The 19888-nt window shown below is 43.9% G+C and carries 16 protein-coding genes; 5 read left to right on the top strand and 11 right to left on the bottom strand.

Annotated elements, in window-relative coordinates; genetic code table 11:
- Positions 1-17: 17 nt before the first annotated feature.
- Positions 18-224 carry a hypothetical protein gene (locus tag ACYTXL_RS08175; RefSeq protein WP_461924270.1) on the bottom strand — a complete coding sequence of 69 codons (207 nt, stop codon included), beginning with the start codon at positions 222-224 and terminating at the stop codon, positions 18-20.
- Between the two features lie 30 nt (positions 225-254).
- A complete protein-coding gene (locus tag ACYTXL_RS08170) occupies positions 255-509 on the bottom strand; it encodes a DUF433 domain-containing protein (protein ID WP_461924269.1) in 255 nt (84 codons plus the stop codon).
- A gap of 623 nt (positions 510-1132) precedes the next feature.
- Between ACYTXL_RS08170 and ACYTXL_RS08165 the strand changes: the two genes are divergently transcribed.
- Together ACYTXL_RS08165 and ACYTXL_RS08160 are read left to right on the top strand one after the other, a co-directional pair.
- Positions 1133-1255: a hypothetical protein gene (locus tag ACYTXL_RS08165; protein ID WP_461924268.1), complete on the top strand. Its 123-nt coding sequence runs from the start codon at positions 1133-1135 to the stop codon at positions 1253-1255.
- A 56-nt stretch (positions 1256-1311) separates the two neighbouring features.
- Complete coding sequence (locus ACYTXL_RS08160; RefSeq protein ID WP_461924267.1) at positions 1312-2172, top strand: Tab2 family RNA-binding protein; 861 nt, start codon at positions 1312-1314, stop codon at positions 2170-2172.
- A 63-nt stretch (positions 2173-2235) separates the two neighbouring features.
- Here ACYTXL_RS08160 and ACYTXL_RS08155 read toward each other — a convergent pair whose 3' ends face one another.
- Positions 2236-2385, bottom strand: a complete 150-nt coding sequence (locus ACYTXL_RS08155; RefSeq protein ID WP_461924266.1) for a hypothetical protein — start codon at positions 2383-2385, stop codon at positions 2236-2238.
- Between the two features lie 23 nt (positions 2386-2408).
- Here ACYTXL_RS08155 and ACYTXL_RS08150 point away from each other — a divergent pair, with 23 nt between their 5' ends.
- Both ACYTXL_RS08150 and ACYTXL_RS08145 read left to right on the top strand, forming a co-directional pair.
- Positions 2409-3722, top strand: coding sequence for a TldD/PmbA family protein (locus ACYTXL_RS08150; RefSeq protein ID WP_461924265.1), 1314 nt, complete (start codon positions 2409-2411; stop codon positions 3720-3722).
- Positions 3723-4172: 450 nt separating this feature from the next.
- Entirely contained in the window at positions 4173-6788 is a 2616-nt protein-coding gene (locus tag ACYTXL_RS08145; RefSeq protein WP_461924264.1) for a chloride channel protein, read from the top strand.
- 19 nt (positions 6789-6807) lie between these two features.
- Here ACYTXL_RS08145 and ACYTXL_RS08140 read toward each other — a convergent pair whose 3' ends face one another.
- The 8 genes from ACYTXL_RS08140 to ACYTXL_RS08105 all read right to left on the bottom strand — a co-directional run bounded on the left by ACYTXL_RS08140 (position 6808) and on the right by ACYTXL_RS08105 (position 18004).
- Entirely contained in the window at positions 6808-7386 is a 579-nt protein-coding gene (locus ACYTXL_RS08140) for a Uma2 family endonuclease (RefSeq protein WP_461924263.1), read from the bottom strand.
- Between the two features lie 233 nt (positions 7387-7619).
- A complete protein-coding gene (locus ACYTXL_RS08135) occupies positions 7620-9656 on the bottom strand; it encodes a protein kinase domain-containing protein (RefSeq protein ID WP_461924262.1) in 2037 nt (678 codons plus the stop codon).
- Positions 9657-10102: 446 nt separating this feature from the next.
- Positions 10103-11167, bottom strand: coding sequence for a protein kinase domain-containing protein (locus ACYTXL_RS08130; protein ID WP_461924261.1), 1065 nt, complete (start codon positions 11165-11167; stop codon positions 10103-10105).
- A gap of 802 nt (positions 11168-11969) precedes the next feature.
- Positions 11970-14204, bottom strand: coding sequence for a glycoside hydrolase (locus ACYTXL_RS08125; protein ID WP_461924260.1), 2235 nt, complete (start codon positions 14202-14204; stop codon positions 11970-11972).
- 78 nt (positions 14205-14282) lie between these two features.
- Entirely contained in the window at positions 14283-14513 is a 231-nt protein-coding gene (locus ACYTXL_RS08120) for a NifU family protein (RefSeq protein ID WP_012408256.1), read from the bottom strand.
- A 631-nt stretch (positions 14514-15144) separates the two neighbouring features.
- Positions 15145-16920 (bottom strand): ATP-binding protein, encoded by a 1776-nt coding sequence (locus ACYTXL_RS08115; RefSeq protein WP_461924259.1) that lies wholly within the window; start codon positions 16918-16920, stop codon positions 15145-15147.
- Positions 16921-17091: 171 nt separating this feature from the next.
- Positions 17092-17328, bottom strand: coding sequence for a hypothetical protein (locus tag ACYTXL_RS08110; RefSeq protein ID WP_461924258.1), 237 nt, complete (start codon positions 17326-17328; stop codon positions 17092-17094).
- 361 nt (positions 17329-17689) lie between these two features.
- Complete coding sequence (locus ACYTXL_RS08105; protein WP_461924257.1) at positions 17690-18004, bottom strand: hypothetical protein; 315 nt, start codon at positions 18002-18004, stop codon at positions 17690-17692.
- 53 nt (positions 18005-18057) lie between these two features.
- On the opposite strand from ACYTXL_RS08105, the gene lepA reads away from it, so the two are divergent.
- Positions 18058-19869 (top strand): translation elongation factor 4, encoded by a 1812-nt coding sequence (gene lepA / locus ACYTXL_RS08100; protein WP_334909546.1) that lies wholly within the window; start codon positions 18058-18060, stop codon positions 19867-19869.
- Positions 19870-19888 lie beyond the last annotated feature (19 nt).

The raw sequence follows: 19888 nt of genomic DNA, 5'->3' as shown, positions 1-19888 counted from the left end.
CGCAACCAAACTAGTCTCTAAATATGTCCTCCATCTCTCCAGTGTTCTGCTAGATGTTCGGGCATACTTTTGCGGTTGTCTGTAACCAATATTCGTTGGGATAATTTCATGTAGCGTAGGATATCTGGGTCAAGCGTACCGAATGGTGGTGCTTCGGCATCGCCTACGTGCAGAATATCTATTGCTGGATTGAGGCGCAAAACAGCTATTTTCAGCTTAGGCAACAAATATTTCATCAAGGAGAAAAGGTATCTTCACCAAGAGTTTAGCAACTCCTGCTCACGTTGCGCCTTTAATGCTCTTAAACGTTGCATCAAAGGTGAAGGATTAGCTGATAATTCTTGATAGCGCTGTTCTCGCCAGTTTGCTAGCCGCAACATATAAGCATCTATTTCAACACGATTATGCAGGTAGTGGGTAAGCGTCGCATAAATTTTCTCCAAATTCAGGGAAGGTAATTCTTCTAGAATTTGCTCCGGTGAACATCCTTGCAGGTAATATTGAATCACATTTTGAACCTCACACGACTGAAAGTCGCGTGATTCCTGCTTCAAATTCCTAAGTGAGTTTTGTAAGGCAAATTTATCTACCTCTTGGAGCCATTCAATCTCTTTCTTGAGTAGAGTTAATCGCTTAACTCATAACTAGAAGTCACGAGTGTGCGGCTTGCGGAAATCAATACCAATGCGATGGCCTTTGAGACGGATGTCATCTAGGTCTAAAAACTCAAAATAATCTTCTAGTTGCATTCATCTACCTCTGTAGGGTCTTTTAGCATTATCTATCCTAATTGCCATTAAAACCTCGTTTACAGCCAGAGGCTGGAAATGCTGCTCATTGCGACTCTGCCGCGAGTCAGGGAGGCGGAGCCTCAATGAACGGCATTCCCAGTCTGAGACTGGGAACGAGGTAAAATTCAAAGTCTCTCTCCTTTTAGGAGAGAGGTTTTCCAGATACCCTGAAAAGTCAGATTTAGGTAAAGGTATGACTATTCTAGCGATCGCCTGATCAATTTCCCACTCACTGCAAAACCTAACTACTCCAAAAACTTCCTATGTTCTGCTCAAACGATGAGGGATAAGGGGAATAAGAAAGAGTTAGAACTCCATTCATGAACCTCGGAACTTCATTCATGAACCTCGGAACTTCATTAATTCCCAATGCCCAATACTTCGACTTCGCTACTTCGACGTCGCTCAGTACAAGTCAGTACAAGTGCCCAATGCCCAATTCCCAATACCAAATGCTGCCCTAAGACCCGTATGATCAAAATATCAGAAAAACATAACAGCCAGATTTTTACCGTAAAACATGGGCAGTATTTGGGAAATCGATTTTTACTCTCGTCCGATTTTGGACGCTAATCAGAAAAAAATTTGGGAAGTCTTAGTCTGCGAAAGTCCCTTAGATATCAGCACAAAACCAGATTCTTTGTTTCGTTATGCTCAATATTGTCCTAGTACCCAGGTAAATTCGGGCTGGTTGCGGACAGCATTGCAGGAGGCTATTAATCAAGCTGGAAAAGTACCAATTAAAATCCGCTTTTTCCGCCGCCAAATGAACAACATGATTACTAAAGCTTGCCAAGACTTGGGCATTCCCGCCCAGCCTAGCCGCCGCACTTTGGTTCTCAACCAATGGTTAGAACAGCGTATGGAGGAAGTATATCCTCAAGAACCAGGGTATCAAGAGGGAATTAATCCCTCAGTCCGCTTGGAAAAACCTTTGCCGCAACGTTTACCAGATGCTTTGGAAGGACAGCAGTGGGTATTTGTTACCTTAGATGCTGCGGATTTGGCGGAAATGCCAGAGTGGGAAATTGGCTTTGGTGAAGCTTTTCCTCTAGAGTTGGCGCAAGTTTCAGCCGAAGCCCGGATTCCTGGTATTTTGATTTTCTCATCGAGAGCGTTGCCCTTGGCAGGCTGGATGTCTGGTTTGGAGTTGGCTTTCTTAAGATTTGACGCCAGTGAAGAGGCGAGATTGCTTTTAGAAACTGGTGTAACTGAAAGCTGGATTGTGGCGAATATCAAAAAACCTCAAATTTTAGCAGAAGCCAAAGGTTTTGAAGAAGCCAAGCAAAAAGCTAACGGAGTGCATTTTATCGGTATACAGTCTGATCCCAAATCAGAATCTTTTGCTGGTTTTTGGCTGTTGCAAGAGGTTAATCTCTAAAATGGGCATGGGGCATGGGGCAAATGACTAGATCCGTTGAGATATGGCGATGATTTGGGATAATTAACTGCGTCCACCAGCGTTGATCTGTGGTTCCAAATCACAACTGCCGAAACACGCTGATGATTTTTGGATAGTTATCTGCGTCCATCGGTATAAAGTGCGATCGCTAGGGATCAGACTTTTAAGAGACAGCGTTGATATGCGGTTCAAAATCCACAATTCACTAAGGGGTCATGGGTTCTGAAAATTTGTCACAAGATACACTAGCAGAACAGCTGCTGGAACTAGCTATAAAATCTGGAGCAGAAGCTGCTGAGGTGTATCAGTCGCGATCGCTTTCTCGTCCGGTGTTTTTTGAGGGAAACCGACTCAAACAGCTAGAAACTAACCAATCTGAAGGCACAGCATTACGGCTTTGGCGAAACGGGCAACCAGGACTGATGGTGGCTTACGGTTCTGTCACAGCCGAAGTAATGGTGGAAAAAGCTCTGGCACTGAGTCAACTTAATCATCCCGAAACAGTAGAATTAGGTTCTAACTTTCAGCCCTCCTACCCAGATTTAGGGGAAAGTGTGCCAATAGAAGTTTTGGTAGATTGGGGCAAAGAAGCGATCGCACTCATCCGTGATGTCTATCCAGATGTTGTGTGCAATGGTGACTGGGAATGTGATATTGAAACCACTAGACTAGTCAATACCAAAGGTTTAGATTGTCATTACACTGACACTACCCTCAGCTGCTACATATCAGCAGAATGGGTGCGTGGCGATGATTTTTTGAATGTTTCCGATGGACAAACTCAGCGCGGTGAACTCGACCCAGAAAAATTAGCTAATCAAATTTTACAGAGGTTAATTTGGGCTAGAGAAAATGTCTCACCTCCGACTGGCCGGGTTCCGATTTTGTTCACTTCTAAAGCCGCCGATATGCTTTGGGGGACTGTGCAAGCAGCTTTGAATGGCAAGCGAGTTTTAGAAGTAGCTTCCCCTTGGGCAGAACGCTTGGGTAATCCAGTTGTTGCACCTAGTCTCACCCTTTACCAAGATCCCCAAGCAGGCCCTTACAGTTGCCCTTTCGATGATGAAGGTACTGCTACTAAATTTTTAGTATTTATCGAAAACGGGACTTTACAGCATTTCTATGGCGATCGCACCACCGGGCGTCAACTGGGTACTGACACCACTGGAAATGGTTTTCGCCCTGGTTTAGGTAGCTATCCCACCCCTGGTTTATTTAATTTTCTCATCCAGCCGGGTTCAGCATCCCTACCAGATTTGATTCAACAACTAGATGATGGCTTGATTGTGGATCAAATATTGGGTAGTGGCGGCAGTATTTCGGGAGATTTTTCGATCAACGTTGATTTAGGCTACCGCGTCCAAAATGGTCAGGTAATTGGGCGCGTTAAGGATACTATGGTTGCAGGTAATGTCTACACAGCCCTGAAGCAATTGGTTGCACTGGGCAACGATGCTGATTGGAATGGTTCTTGTTATACTCCATCTCTGATAGTAGAAGGGCTATCCACCACCGGGAGAAGCAATTAATTCGTAATTCGTAATTCGTAATGACGCTCTTTACGAGACGCTAAAAGCGTAGCTTGCTTCTCTGAAAGAGTACGCGGATTCGTTAACGCTTGTTAGAAACTCTTGACTTACAGCAGTTTTCATGTATTTGAACCACATCTGTCGTAGGGGCACAGCATGCTATGCCCCTACCGCGTGGTCTATTTACCTGAAAATAGCTGTAAACCCTCATAACTCCCTTAAAAATTCTAAATTGATCGCCACTAACGGGTTTTGCAAGTAGCAAATGTTGTCTTTGATTCGTTGAAAGTAGGACTTACGCATCAAGTACGAAATGTAGGGGCAATACCCTGCAGGAAGCGAAAGCTACATGAATTACCTCTACGGTAAATCAAGGCTTTCACTGCCTTTTTACGTAAGTCCTGGAAAGTTTAGTAAATCATCTCCGAATAACACAAGAAAGTTGACATCATGTGGTATACACCTATCTTCCAGCGCTTTCGGCAGCTGCTACAACCACGGCGTCGTTTAGCAATTTTTGAAGCTTGTCTGATTGGTTTGGTTTCAGCTCTTGCAGCAGTATTACTGAAATCGGGTGTGGGATTACTAGGTTCCTGGCGAGTGCAGACATCGCTGCTGCTACCAGCTTGGTTAGTGCTACCAGTTATTGGCCTCGCCTGTGGATTCCTCGCAGGATGGCTGGTTGAGCGCGTAGCCCCAGAAACTTCCGGGAGCGGCATTCCTCAGGTGAAAGCAGTGCTGGCCGGTATACCAATTGCTCTAAATTTGCGGGTTGCCCTGGTCAAGCTAGTCGGTGGGATTCTGGCACTGGGTTCTGGACTAGCTTTAGGGCGGGAAGGGCCAACAGTTCAGGTCAGCGCCGCTTTAGCATCTCAACTAAGTCGATGGTTTGCTACTTCACCAGACCACCGTCGCCAGTTGATTGCGGCTGGTGCTGGAGCAGGGTTAGCGGCTGCCTTCAATACGCCAATTGCAGGTGTGTTGTTTGTAGTGGAAGAACTGTTACAAGATTTCTCGGAATTTACTCTGGGCACAGCAATTCTGGCTTCTTTTATCGGTGCTGTCGTCTCGCGCGTATTGGGTGGTCGCAGCCTGGATCTGAATCTAGCATTAACTGCTTCCAAGACAGAGTTTTTTGTTCAAGATATTCCCTTCTATTTGGTGTTGGGGATTCTGGCTGGATTGATGGGGGCGCTGTTCAATCGCGGGATTATTGCCAGCTTAAGTGTTTACCGCCGCTCTCTGCGTTTTGGATTACCTGCTCGTGTGGCACTAGCTGGGTTAGTCTCTGGGGTAATTGTGGCATTACTTCCGGTAGCGTTTCGAGATAACACAGGACTGCGGGAAATTTTAATTACAGGTGAGGCTAGCTGGTCAATGGCCGCGATCGCCTTTATCTCCCAGTTTATCCTAACTCTGGTAGCCTATGGCTCTGGTGTGCCAGGAGGATTATTTGCTCCGGCTTTGACCCTTGGGGCTGCCCTTGGCTACTTGGTGGGTATGGCAGAACACAGTCTGCTTGTTCCTTTGGGGATAGCGGCTGGATTACCAATTACCTATGCTTTGGCAGGAATGGGCGCATTTTTTACTGCGGTGGCGAGAGTGCCAATGACGGGGATAGTAATTGTGTTTGAAATGACTACAGATTTCAATTTAGTACTACCCTTAATGATTGGCTCTGTAACTTCGTATCTAGTCGCCGAAAAGTTGGCGCCAGGATCACTCTATGACAAACTTTTGGCGTGGAATGGCATAACTATCGAAAAATCCGCACCGGCGGGGGGGATAATGACAAATTTGACTGCCAAAGATGTCATGCAGCAACAAGTAGAAACTCTGGATACAGAGATGCCTTTAGATGAAGTGATGCAGGCATTTGCCCGTTCCCACCATCGGGGCTTTCCAGTGGTAGAGAACAGCAAGCTTGTAGGGATTGTCACCCAATCAGATTTACTAAGTATCCGCGATCGCAACTTACCAAACGACACTCCTTTGCGGGAAATTATGACCGCCGCTCCGATGAGCGTAACACCCATCCACAACTTGGGCAATGTGCTATATTTACTCGATCGCTATCAAATCAGTCGCTTACCAGTCGTAGATGGACGAAAACTGATTGGAATTATTACCCGTGGAGATATTATTCGGGCGGAAGCAGACCATCTCAATGGTGAAAATGACACCCCAAAACTGCGACCAGAACGTTCATATATAGTTTACCAAACGCGATCGCCCAGCACTGGTAGAGGTAGATTATTAGTGCCAGTAGCTAATCCCGAAACCGCCGGTATTTTATTACAAATGGCAGCAGCGATTGCCCGCGATCGCCATTATGAAATAGATTGCGTGCAAGTGATGCTGATACCCCGCCACAGTTCCGCATCGGAAACAGAAGTAAGAACGGCAAAAAGTCGCCGCTTGCTACGACAGGCGGAAGTCTTAGCAAAAAAATGGCAAATTCCCCTGCACACGCAGATTCGAGTTACCCACGATGTAGCGCAGGCAATTTTGGAGACAATCAATGAACAACACATCGACCTAATTTTAATGGGATGGAAAGGTAGCACATCTACCCCGAATCGGATTTTTGGCGACGTTGTAGACAGCATAATTCGCCAAGCCCCCTGCGAAGTAGTTTTAGTAAAATTGGGCACTCCTCCCCTCTTCAATCGTTGGCTAGTACCAATGGCTGGTGGTCCCAATTCGCGGCTGGCGATTAAATTGCTCCCAGCTTTACTGACATTAGGAAATGATCCCCAAATTCGCCTTGCACAGGTATTTAAGACATCTGAATTAAGGCCAGATATGTCAGTTTCAGAACAAGCCATCCGCCATTTGATGCGGCGGCGCAAATTGTCGAGTACTGTAGTTGCTCTCCCAGTTCAAGCTAATTCAGTTGCTGAAGGTGTAATTAACCTAGTGAAAACCGAAGGCTACGATGTTGTAGTTGTGGGAGCTTCGCGCGAGGGATTGTTGCAGCAGGCGATTCAAGGTAATATTCCCGAAGCGATCGCCTCTGGTGTAGAAAGTACAGTAATTTTGGTTAGAGGTGCCATTAATAATTAAAAAAACAGGGATTATAATATTATCCAAAAATTGGTTCTAAATCTAATAAAAATCCCGGCAATACATCCTCACCTGATAGATTTCGGGGAGATTGTAAAACTTCTACTGCTTGATTGAAGCGATAAATTTCTACTTGCTTATTTTTAGGATTAATCAACCAACCTAAACGCAAACCGTTCTTGATATATTCCCGCATTTTTGCTTGAATATCTTCTAAATCATCAGTTTCAGAAACCAATTCCACGACAAAATCAGGACATAAAGGTGGGAATTTCTTTCTTTGCTGTGGCGTGAGAGCCTCCCATCTGGCAATTGTTACCCAAGAGGCATCAGGGGAACGAGTAGCACCATTTGGCAATTTAAAACCTGTAGAAGAATTAAATGCTTTTCCGAGCTTATTTTGACGCTTCCATAACCATAATTGACCTTCTATATCCAAGTTACGCTCTCCAGTTTCTCCCCCGGTGGGTAACATAATAACTAATTCTCCTTGAGCAGTTAATTCCAGTCGTAACTCTTGATTAACAGCAATAAGCTGTTCAAATTCTTCATCTGTCAATTTCAGCGCCGGAGGAAACTGTAAAGTTAGAGAACTCATATCAATTTAGGATTTTAGATTTATCAATTTAGGATTTTAGATTTTGGATTACAGTCAACTTAGTACAGAACGAATCTAGCGCTCAAACTTTGCGTCCCTCTGCGCTTTACTTTGCGTAGCCTTTCCTTTGAAGACGTTAGGCGAACGGCAAGCCGCTTCTCTACGAGACGCTCCGCGAACGCGTCTACCTCTGCGTTTAAAAAAGCTACGAACTTATGCAAAGCCGACTGATTTCACTGAGACAACCGCCAAATCTTAATAGTATTATCCTCACTACCACTGACAAGTGTTTTGCCATCAGGGCTGAAGGTGACGGATGTCACAGTGTTGGTGTGCCCGGTTAATGTGAGAATTTCCTCTCCTGTGGCTGGATTCCAGAGTTTGATGGTGCGATCGCGGCTACCACTAGCAATAATTTTACCATCAGCACTGAAGGCTACGGTTGTGACAGTGTTGGCATGTCCTGCTAATGTGCGAATTTCTCTACCAGTAACTAGATTCCAAAGTTTGATGGTGCGATCGCGGCTAGCACTAGCTAAAGTTTTACCATCTGGACTAATAGCCACAGCTGTTACTGTTTGGAAATTTCCCTCCAGTGTACGGATTGAGTACCCCTTTGTGAGATTCCATATTTTGATCATCTTGTCAAAACTGCCACTGGCCAGAATCAGTCCATCGGGGCTGATGGCTACCGATCGCACCCAGAATGTATGCCCTGTCAGTGTCCGAATTTGCTCTCCTGTTGCTAAATCCCAGATTTTAATCGTGTTGTCATCACTCCCACTAACCAGAGTCTCGCTATCAGCACTGATGGCTAGGGCATGAACTGAGTCAGAATGTCCATCTAAAGTGCGAATTAGCTTTCGCGTTGCCAGATTCCAGATTTTGATAGTGTTGTCATTACTACCAGTAACCAGAGTTTTCCCATCTGGGCTAATTACTACAACATTCACCTGCTGAGAATACCCGTTGAGTGAAGAGATTTGTTTTCCGGTTGCGAGATTCCAAAGTTTGATTGTGCGCTCGTCGCCACTACTGGCAATGGTTTTACCATCAGGGCTGATGGCGACAGATAAAACTGAGTTTTCATGTCCTTCGAGGGTATTAGCTAAGGAAACCTTACCCAAAGTAATCTTTGGCGATTGACCTAAAAACGCATCATCTTTGCCAGAACTATTATGCTGACTCAACTTAGAGAACAAATTAATCTGAATCTGGCGAAAATTTTTATACCAAGATTCTCTAAACCCGAACAACAGAATCAAAGCACTTATTAAAATTAAAATTCTCAGTAAGGGAGAACTTTTTGGTAAATATGGTGCTCTAGTTGGTGGTATTTTCCCAGATGACTTACCGGCTGGTGGTAGGGCGAGGAGTTGTTTGGGAATCAAGTCTTTGAGGACTTCATCGGCTGACTGGTAACGTTCTTGGATGTCTTTTTTCAAAAGCTTGTCGATCACAAAATCCAACTCAGGAGTTAATGGACTCCGCAAATATTCTCGCCAATTACTTACCCAAGAGTACCCAGATTCCATCCACAACTGAAAGGGGGAATTTCCGGTTAGCAGATGAAAGCAAGTAGCCCCCAAACCGAACAAGTCGCTGGCGGGGAAAGCTTTACCATCTCTAATTTGTTCTAGAGGGGAATAACCATGTGAACCAATGGATGTGCCAGATTTCTGCTGAACTTTGGCGGTGAATTGCTTTGAGGAACCAAAATCAATCAGGCTTAATCGCCCATCAGTTTTATCGCGGATAATATTTTCTGGCTTGATATCTCGATGAATGACTTTGCGATCGTGGATGAATTTCAGAATAGGTAGTAAATCTAGCAAAGTAGATTGAATTTCTTTAGAATTATACGGCTTACGCTGTTCCAACTCCTTTAACAAATTCTCCCCATTGATAAATTGCTGCACTAAATATAAGCAGCCATCTTGCTCAAAATAAGCTAGCAAAGTCGGAATTTGGGGATGTTCCCCAAGGTCTTGTAGTCGCTGCGCTTCTTCAGCAAACAACTCCATCGCCTTTTTTTGCGACCAAGTTCCTTGAAATTTTGGAGCTAATTGCTTGATAACACAACGTTCATTGAGTTTATCTACATCTTCTGATAGATAGGTTCTGCCAAACCCCCCCTCATCTGAAAGAACTCGGATGACACGGAAGCGATTTCTTAAGAGTGACACCAATGGGGTGCTACAACTTTGGCAAAACTTCTTTCCATTGGGATTCAGGGGATTTGGGCAATCGGGATTTAAGCAGCAGATCATGATCTGACAGGCGCGACTGCATGATAACTTAGGCTAAGTTTGCCCCGAACTTTCCCTTAAGAAAATTGACTCTCGCTTACTGATGGTAGAAAACCCTGTTTTGGGGATTGGGGAATTACTTAATATAGTTTGCGTTTGTAAATAGTAGTCAGTCTTCCTCGTCTGTGGAAAACTACGAGAGCCATAAGATTAATTATTATATCGATTATATAATAATCTGAGTAGAAATTTTTTTTGATCTGCCAGCCCTAGTAATTTTGCTTGTATATTGTCAATTCAGAATTAACTAAGTATTAATTGAAACCCTGATTACTTAACCATCACTGATTATGAAATGTAGTCAAAATGCTTACTAAATTTGTTTTTGATATTTTAAATCACCCATGATTAATTGTTAATTTGATACTTTAGCTCCATCAGGCTTTAACTTAACTTTACAACCTTGTTTATTTTAGCTTTCCTCTCCATTTGCGAATAGCACTTGCAGTTCTGGCGACAGGTGATATGTATATGTCAGGATTTTCGTGAGAATTTTCGTGTTGTGCAATACTTTTATCATCTAATTTGTGTGGAGATTTTTGGGTAGTTAGACAGTTAACCATAGTAGGCAAATAGCTTTGATTACCTAAAGCTTTGATCACTTCATCCGCAGTTTTAAAGCGATCGCTTAACGTAATTTTCACCATTTTTCCTAAAATGTGGGCGAAACTGTAGCTAATATTTACCTCTTTTTGCCAGCATATCTCACCAGTATTCACGTCGTAGTCAAATTTTAAAGGACTTTTAGCAGTCAACATATAAATACAAGTTACACCCAGCGCATAAATATCACTGGCATAAACTGGACGTAAAGAAAACTGTTCTGGTGGTGCAAATCCCCTAGTCCCGATAAAGTTGGTGTTTGCAGCTTGATTGATTGAGTTTTCACAAGCATCAACTAATCGCTCTTTCACTGCCCCAAAATCAATCAGCACTATCCGCCCATCATACTCACATCGCAATAAATTCTGGGGCTTAATATCCCGATGAATCACCCGATGTTTATGAAGATATTGTAATACAGGTAATAATTCCTGTAAAAACTGTTTAACAGAGGCTTCACTTTGAGGGCCAGTTTGCCTTACTTCTCGTGCTAAAGTCAAACCCGGCACGTATTCTTGAATTAAAAAAAACTCCCCATTCGTCTGAAAGTAGTCTAATAGCATGGGAATTTGGGAATGACTACCGAGTTGCCCCAAGGTTCTTGCTTCTTTTTCAAAGCGCATACACGCCTTTTGCCAATTTTGAGGATTAGTCACTTTTGGACAAAGCTGTTTAATGACACACAGGGGATTCCCAGGTAATAGGGCATTTTTGGCTAAAAACGTGATCCCAAAACCACCTCGACCCAAAATTTGCAATATTTCATAGCGATCGCGAAATAACTGCTTGGAACCACACATCTGACCAAGTTGAGTTTTCTGTGAAATGCTCTGTTGAGAATTCGTTATTTTATGAAAAAAGCGATTCATAAGTATAGAATATCTGCTCGGAAATGTCTTTCATTCTACGACAAATATTCATTGGCAACAGTAAAATTACTGAATCTTTGCCAAATCATTAAATTATCTCAAAAAATAAAAATAGATTTTTGTAGAATTTACCAATTGACAAGAAAGATTAAATATGCATATAAAAATCTTTACAACACATGAATCGGCTGTAGGGGGGTAGAGATGTCATTGGTGTCAACTAAAGGTAAAACCCTTTTCAAACCTCGTTTCCAGCCTCTGGCTGGAAACGCTGCTCATTGCGGCTCTGCCGCTTTTTCTTGAGGCGGCAGCCCCCCACTATGCATTGCCAGTCAGTGACTAGGAACGAGATAATCTGTAAAAGCTGGTTATAGACTAACTTTCACGTTAAGTTGACACCCATGTACATCTCTACGCCTAGCTATTTTGTGAAATGGTATAAGGGATTTCCAAGAAATAAATTTAGGACTTACGCATCAAGTACGAAATGTAGGGGCAATTCATGTAGCTTTAGCTGACCGCAGGGTATTGCCCCTACGGTAAATCAAGGCTTTTACTGCCTTTTTGCCTAAGTCCTGAAATTATCCAAATAAACGTAGACGCGGAGTGGTAGCCTATGGCAAGCCACTCCAGACGTAGAGAAGGCAGTGCGTTGGGGGGGTTCCCCGACTTGTTCGCGCAGCGTCTCCCCCTGGGAGAAGCAACTGGCGCGACACATAGAGAGGAGAAGTAGAGAGGATTTTTGCCTCGTTTTGGGATATTTTTAAGATTTGGAAGTCCCTAATACCAACGGTATTGAGTTCTAAGGCACCTCAATGGGAATCAAAGCATTTTCTGGCAAGGAGTTGCAAAAACGCCCTTCATCTGCAAGCACCAAAATCAGACGTAGGGGATAATCTGGCGGAACTTGCAAGTCTGCCCACGGTACTGCCAACTCTAAACAATTATTTAAAGCTACTTGAGCGCGACTGAAACGGGGCTGCCATTGATGATTGTCTCCAGCTTCCCGAAACTGAATCGATTGCGTCAGTAAGTTAACTTCTAGAAGATGGTGGAAAAGGTAATTAAGTGGCGCTGCATCTGGTACATCTGCCAAGGGAACTGGACTGTTGACCATTGTTTTTTCTGGATAGAACCACAGCAAATTCAATTCTGCTGGCAAATCCTGCCCTGGTGCAGCGCCACTTTTAAAGTCCAGCCGCAAATAGAAATTCAAGTGATCTACCCCATACCAAAGTCGCTGAATGACACTGCTATTGTGCATCGTCCCTCGCGCCCCGCCGATTTCTATGCGTCCAGCTTTATCCCAATCTTGTTCATCACCCTTACCATCGATAACGGGATGAATAAACCCTTGTGGGCTGTGGTTTCCCTGTGCTTCGTGGACTTCGACTGGTTGCTTGAGATAAGGCGGTACAGGTTCATTTAATGCTTTATAAATGCCAAACAAGTGTTCTCGAAACAACCCGTCAAAGATCGCATCTTGATTTGAAGAATGTCCTGCGCCAAACCACCAAAACCAGTCGGAACCCTCTGCGGCATACAATGCTTCCCAGGCTTCGGGGTTGTTTTCTTCCGTCGCTTCAGGATGACTTGCGAGCATTTCCCTGGCTGCTGTCAAGTAATCCCAAGCCCGATTTTTGGCGCGATCACCGATCCAAGTGGTGAAACTTCCATCTACCCAAGAACCACTATGTAGTTGCTCTCCGGGAATAGTGGCTGTGGCGGGAAATTCTTCGAGAAATTCGGAGACGGTGACGAGTTTAAGGCGGGGTTCATCGCTTAAACTTTGATACAAAGCTTCTAAGAAGGGTTTGCCATCTTGGGGATAAAATTCCCAGCAATTCTCCCCATCCAAGGCGATGGTAACTAGCCAAGGTTGTTCACTTTGACTCTCTCTTTGCTTTTTAGCGATCGCTTGCAAATGTCCCACTAAGTTCGCTGCTGCTTGTTTTGCTGGCATCGTACTGTAGGTAAAGCCAATCAAATCTGATAATCTGTGGTCACGAAATACAATTGACACCTCACCCTCTGCGGTTTGCAGGCGATAGGGTTGGTACAGCAGTTCTGGTTGCTCCACATTCCCCGCCCCATCTCGATGAAAAAAGTGTTTTAGCGTCCACCCTAAGACGGCTTCGTCTGAGCATATCCACTTAAATCCTTGGTTAATAATGTATGGAAGTACTGCCGGACTTACTGACTGTTCTGAAGGCCACAACCCACGAGGAATCTGTCCAAAACGTTCTTGATAAAAGTTCCAAGCTTTCCGCAAGTGGCGGGGGATATCTTCTGCCCACTGAAAGCGCTGCTCAGGTAGTGTCATATTTGGCACAGCTACCCGACCAGAGTTAGTATCAGCTAGCAAAGGTAAAATCGGGTGAGTATAAGGCGTGGTGGTAACTTCTAGCTGCCCCGCCTCTTGCATTTTCCGATGTTGCGGGATAATGCGGCTAAGAATTTCTCGCTGTTTGGAATAAATGCGCTGGCGATCGCTTAAAGTAAAATTCCGCCCTTGTTTTAACCAAGCAGCAATTTCTGGGTCATCCCAAAATAGCGGATCAATCCAAGCCAAATTGTGCCAAGCTAGCAAATCGCCATAATCTGGCAATTCCCAATTTGCCAAACACCAAGCTTGCCCTTTTTCCTGCCTTTGCTGGTACAACTGGGCATAGCGGGGATGGGGATCAATCAGGGTGTGGTGATTGGCATCAAAAAAGTGTTGGATAATAAACTCGCGCTCTTGCTGGGTGAGTTGTTCATCTGGTGTCAAGCTGGCTGTGAGGTAAGGGTCAAAAGCAGTGCCAGCAATATAATCTTCGAGTTGTAATATCAACGATGGGACTAAATTCACCGTTTGGTGTAACTTAGGATACCGCTCTAAGAGTAATACCAAATCCAAATAATCTTTAGTCCCATGCAAACGCACCCAAGGTAGACGATACTGCTGACTCGGAGATAGTGAATCGCCGCTTCCAGGAGATTTGTATAGAGGCTGATGTTGATGCCAGATAAAAGCAATGTAGAGAGGATGGGACATAGGAATAGTTAGGAGTTAAGAATAAGGAGTTAGGAGTTGATTCAAAACTCATAACTCCTAACTCCTAACTCCTAACTTTTACACCACTTGCTCAATTTCTGCAATTTCAGGAATCATTTCCTTGAGGCGGCGCTCAATACCCATTCTTAGGGTCATTGCAGAACTGGGACAAGAACCGCAAGCACCTTGCAACCGCAGTTTCACAACAGGCCCATCGAGTTCTACGAGTTCCACATTGCCGCCATCAGACATGAGGTAAGGGCGCATTTCATCTAAGACTGTTTCAACGTTATCAATTGTGAGTTCCATAGTTTTAGACCTGCTAAGTTAATGATGGGCATTGGGAATGGGGCATTGGGCATGGGGCATTGGGCATGGGGCATTGGGCATGGGGCAATAATAATGATCCCTGTGCCTATGCGCCGTTACTCATTAACCATTATCCAAAATTTTATTTTCCAGCTTTTTAAATCGATCCTAAATCTAATTGCCGCTAGATTGTCAGGTGTCAGTTTTTTATGACTTTTGACTAAACCACTGCTGGTTTTAGCAACTTGAGATGAGATTAGCTGAAACATTGTTTTCCTGTGAGCCTCCTACTTTACTCTACCCTTTAGATTCTGCTTTGCAGTCCGACGTAAGGCAGGATTTAATGCTCCTAAGTACACCTTTGCGTCAAAAGGGGTCAAAAATCTATTCTTCGTAGATTGAGTAGAGCGGAGCAAAAGCGAACATTTAGGCGTTTGTTGGGTTTTGTTCTTCAACCCGATCTATAATTATACAATTTTGTAGGTTAGGGACGGAATTATTCCCAATTTCCAATTTAGTTATTAAATAATAATTGCTCAAATAATTTAAAGTTAAAAACTCAAAACCCACTACTGCCAAGTATCCTAACTCCTGTTACAGACGCGATTAATCGCGTCTCTACTTCTAACTCCTAACTTCCTAACTCATCACTGTTTGTTGAGTCGCTATCACTAGATGAAACCATAACTGGTTGTTGATATAGTGGCACTGTAAATGTGACTGTTGAGCCAAGTCCTTCGCCCAGACTATAAAAATGTACCTCGCCGCCCATTGCTTCCACTAGCTTCTGGGATATTGCCAGTCCTAATCCTGTACCGCCGTAGTGGCGAGTGCGGGAGCCATCCACCTGAGAGAATAATTGAAACAGTTTATCTTGTTTGTCTAAGGAAACACCGATGCCAGTGTCTGCCACACGTACTCTTACCATCCCAGGAAATTCCTGACCTTGAAAATTCGGCTTTGCTTTTTTGATTACTAAATCGGCGCTGACGGTGATGCCGCCCTCATGGGTAAATTTGATGGCATTACCTACCAAATTGAGCATAACTTGTAGCAACCGTTGGTAGTTGCTTTGGACAATAATTTCATCGGAGATAGCAGGCATTTGCATCCGAAAGCTGAGGTTTCTCATTTCTGCTTGGGGACGCATGAAATTTTCTACAGCACTGAATAGCTCATCTAGCTTGACTGGAGCGTAAACTAGCTCCATTTTACCAGCTTCGATTTTGGCAATGTCCAAAATATCGTTGATGATATTTAGCAGATGTATCGATAAGTGGTGAGCTTCTGCCAAAAATTGGTTTTGTTCTTCTGGGTCATCTGCCATCCCTTCCAAAATCAGCTTCAAGAAGCCAATCATGCCGTTGAGGGGGGTACGAATTTCATGGGATACATTAGCCAGAAACTCGCTTTTGAGCCGGGAAGCTTCTTCAGCTTTTTGACGCGCTACTTCTAATTCTTTATATAAAGTAGCATGTGCGATCGCAGTTCCCAATTGATCTGCGGCTTCTTTTGCCAGTTCTAATTCCGATTCTGTTAATGTGTAGCATTCATCCTGCCAATTTAAGGCAACTAATCCATTGGCTTGGTCTTGATAACAAGTCGCAATCACTAAAGTTTTTTGCCGCCCAGAATCTTTGTATCCAGCCACTTCCATTACAACTGGTTCTAGGGTTGCCAACACCTGAGCAAACGCAGGCTCAGAAGCTATATCTATTTCTGAGCCAAGCATTGATTTGAGTTCTGGCTGGCGATACTCAGCCTTCACCTCCACTTTTGAGCTAGAGGGTTGATAAGGACAAATAATGCAGCGCTGTAGGCGCAGTGCTTTCCCCAAACTGTCAACTGTTTGCTGCCAAATAATATCTAAATCCAATGTCCGCCGAATATTTCTGGTAATCCGATTTATCAGTTTTTGGTGTTGCTGTGAACGTATTGCCAACTCTATTTGTGTGGGCGTTTTACATACAACACGCACTTGTTTTTTGTTAAGTGTCGCTTGTACTAATCGTCCCATTACTAAAACTGTAGTGGCAGCCGTTCCCAAACTCGGCATAATCGGACTAATCACTAAGTCCAACTCAAATAATTCCTGATGGTAGCTAAACCAACACTGAAACCTTTCTGGCACCAAACTGATCAAAATTCGGTGCAATCGTTCCAAATAAGTAACCTTATCCACCGGGGCAAAGGTTTGGGTTTGGTTCAACTCGTCAACTATTTTTTCGGTATTTAACCCCAGGAGTTCGCTGTGCTGCCAACAAAAGGTCAGATAGCGCCCTGCCCCATCTTGCGTATATACCAACTCGGCTCCTAGAGTTGGTAATGAGCCATCAGTCTTACTGGTAATAGATTCCAGTTTTTGGGAAAATACATTCGGCAATTGGGAATTGGCAGTAATAGTCATTAATTGAGTTGGATAAGCAAAGGGTATCCGACCGTAATTTTACTAAAGCTGCTCAAATTTTGGCATAAATTTTTACAGCTTTTTTGTTTTCTGTTGAGTATTTCTTAGTGTTTTGAAATGCAGATTGGCAAACTTTACTTTTTAACTTGCATTCACAGCTGACTGATGGCGTCAATCGTTCCATTCACCACGAGGAGGAACGGGAGTACGTATAGGGGTGCGCGTCAATTCATCATCTCTGAGGATTTCACCCCGCAACCACTGGCGAATCGCCACCTCAATCACTTTACTTGGGTCATTAGTGAGATGCTGGATTTGCTCTAGTAACTTGGAATCTAGGCGGACAGCAATTTCTACCTTATCGGTTCGTGTGTTTTCCGCTTCGGTAGTTTTCTCTTGCATATTCATAGGTTTGATATACTCTGAATTGGTTTTGTTTAAAGCTTTGTAAAGTAGTTATGTTGATCATTTGGGCTAATTCACTGAAAAATATTTAAGGGAACAGTTATATAGTTCCCCGAAATAGCACCAAACTAACAGCTTTAAGTTTCAAATCGCATTTTTCATATAACTGACTAGACAATGGTTTTAGAAGTTTTGTCAGTAAATCAGTGATTCTGGACAATTACGGGTGGTAATTGCCGATGATCCCTAGATGATCCCTAGATGTACTTATTTACATTTATTGTACGCTCCTAGCTGATCAATACCAGCACAGACAAATAGACTTTCATAATATTCTTAAAAGTCCACCTATTTAGATCGAAAGTTAAAAATCGGCTAAAGAGGGGCATTGGGCATGGGGCACTTGTACTGACTTGTACTGAGCGGCGTCGTTGGCGCAGCCTCTCGTAGAGAAGTAGCGTTCGCGTAGCCTCTCGTAGAGAAGTCGTTGGCGCAGCCTCTTGTAGAGAAGTATTGGGCATTGGGCATGGGGAAAATAATAACTCCTAACTCCTGTACAGACGCGATTAATCGCGTCTCTCCTAACTCCTATACAGACGCGATTAATTGCGTCTCTCCTAACTCTTAACTCCCCACTAAAAGCTAGGAGCGTCTTGGCTAAGAAAGCATTAAAATACATTAAGTAAATTGCTCTTTTAAGTTTGGTTGCTGCTTAGGCAAAAAAAATAGTATATGACTGACGTTCCCGCAGTTCGCATTCGCAATTTCTGTATTATTGCTCACATCGACCACGGGAAATCAACCCTCGCCGATCGCTTGCTTCAAGCTACTGGCACTGTTGAAGACCGGCAGATGAAGGAACAGTTTCTCGACAATATGGACTTAGAACGGGAGCGCGGCATTACAATTAAGCTGCAAGCTGCCCGGATGAACTACACAGCTAAAGATGGTCAGCAGTATGTGCTGAATTTAATTGATACTCCTGGACATGTGGATTTTTCTTATGAAGTCTCCCGCTCTCTTGTTGCTTGTGAAGGAGCGTTGTTGGTAGTGGATGCGTCCCAAGGTGTGGAGGCGCAAACTTTGGCAAATGTATATTTAGCGTTAGAGAGTAACCTGGAAATTATCCCGGTTTTGAATAAAATCGATTTGCCTGGGGCTGAACCAGAACGGGTAATTGGCGAAATTGAAGAAATTATCGGTCTAGATTGCAGTGGGGCGATTCTGGCCTCTGCTAAAGAAGGAATTGGTATTGCTGAGATTTTAGAAGCAGTTGTCGAGCGGATACCGCCACCGCCCAATACGATAAATGAACGTTTACGAGCGTTAATATTTGATAGCTATTACGACAGTTACCGGGGAGTAATTGTGTATTTCCGGGTGATGGATGGCACCGTGAAAAAAGGCGATCGCATCCATTTAATGGCATCCGGTAAAGAATTTGAAATTGATGAGTTAGGCATTCTTTCTCCGACTCAAAAGCAAGTTGAAGAACTGCACGCTGGGGAAGTAGGCTATTTGGGAGCGGCAATTAGAGCTGTAGCTGATGCCAGGGTAGGAGACACAATTACCCTGAGTAAGGCGAAAGCCGAGTCAGCTTTACCAGGTTATGCAGAAGCGAACCCGATGGTTTATTGTGGGATGTTCCCCATTGATGCTGACCAATTTGAAGACTTGCGCGAAGCCCTAGAAAAGCTCGAACTCAACGATGCGGCGCTGCACTACGAACCAGAAACTTCGAGCGCGATGGGGTTTGGTTTTCGTTGCGGGTTCTTGGGTTTGCTGCACATGGAAATTGTCCAGGAACGTCTAGAGCGAGAGTATAACCTAGATTTAATCATTACAGCCCCCTCGGTGGTTTATAAGGTGATTACCCTCAAAGGTGAGGAACTGTACATTGATAATCCTAGCCGCTTACCTTCTGCTAACGATCGCGAAAGAATTGAAGAACCCTACGTGAAAGTAGAGATGATTACGCCGGAAACCTATGTTGGTAGCTTGATGGAGTTATCACAAAATCGCCGTGGCATCTTTAAAGATATGAAATATCTCACACAAGGACGAACTACCCTTACCTATGAGCTACCCTTGGCAGAAGTTGTGACTGACTTTTTTGATCAGATGAAATCGCGATCGCGCGGTTATGCCAGCATGGAATATCACCTGATTGGCTACCGTGAAAATCCTTTAGTAAAGCTGGATATCATGATTAACGGCGATCCGGTGGATTCCTTGGCGATGATTGTCCATCGAGATAAAGCTTACAACGTTGGGCGGGCAATGGCAGAAAAACTCAAAGAACTAATTCCCCGCCATCAATTTAAAGTGCCAATTCAAGCGTCTATTGGCAGTAAAGTTATTGCCAGTGAACACATTCCCGCCTTGCGGAAAGATGTGCTAGCCAAGTGCTACGGTGGTGACATCAGCCGGAAGAAGAAACTATTGCAGAAGCAAGCAAAAGGTAAAAAGCGGATGAAATCTGTAGGTACCGTGGACGTACCCCAGGAAGCGTTTATGGCAGTATTGCGTTTGGATCAAAGCTAATTTAAAAGTGCTTAATTCT

It is taken from the genome of Nostoc sp., from assembly GCF_054880495.1.
Note: the sequence above shows the minus strand (reverse complement) of the source record. Positions and strands in the feature narration are given on the sequence as shown.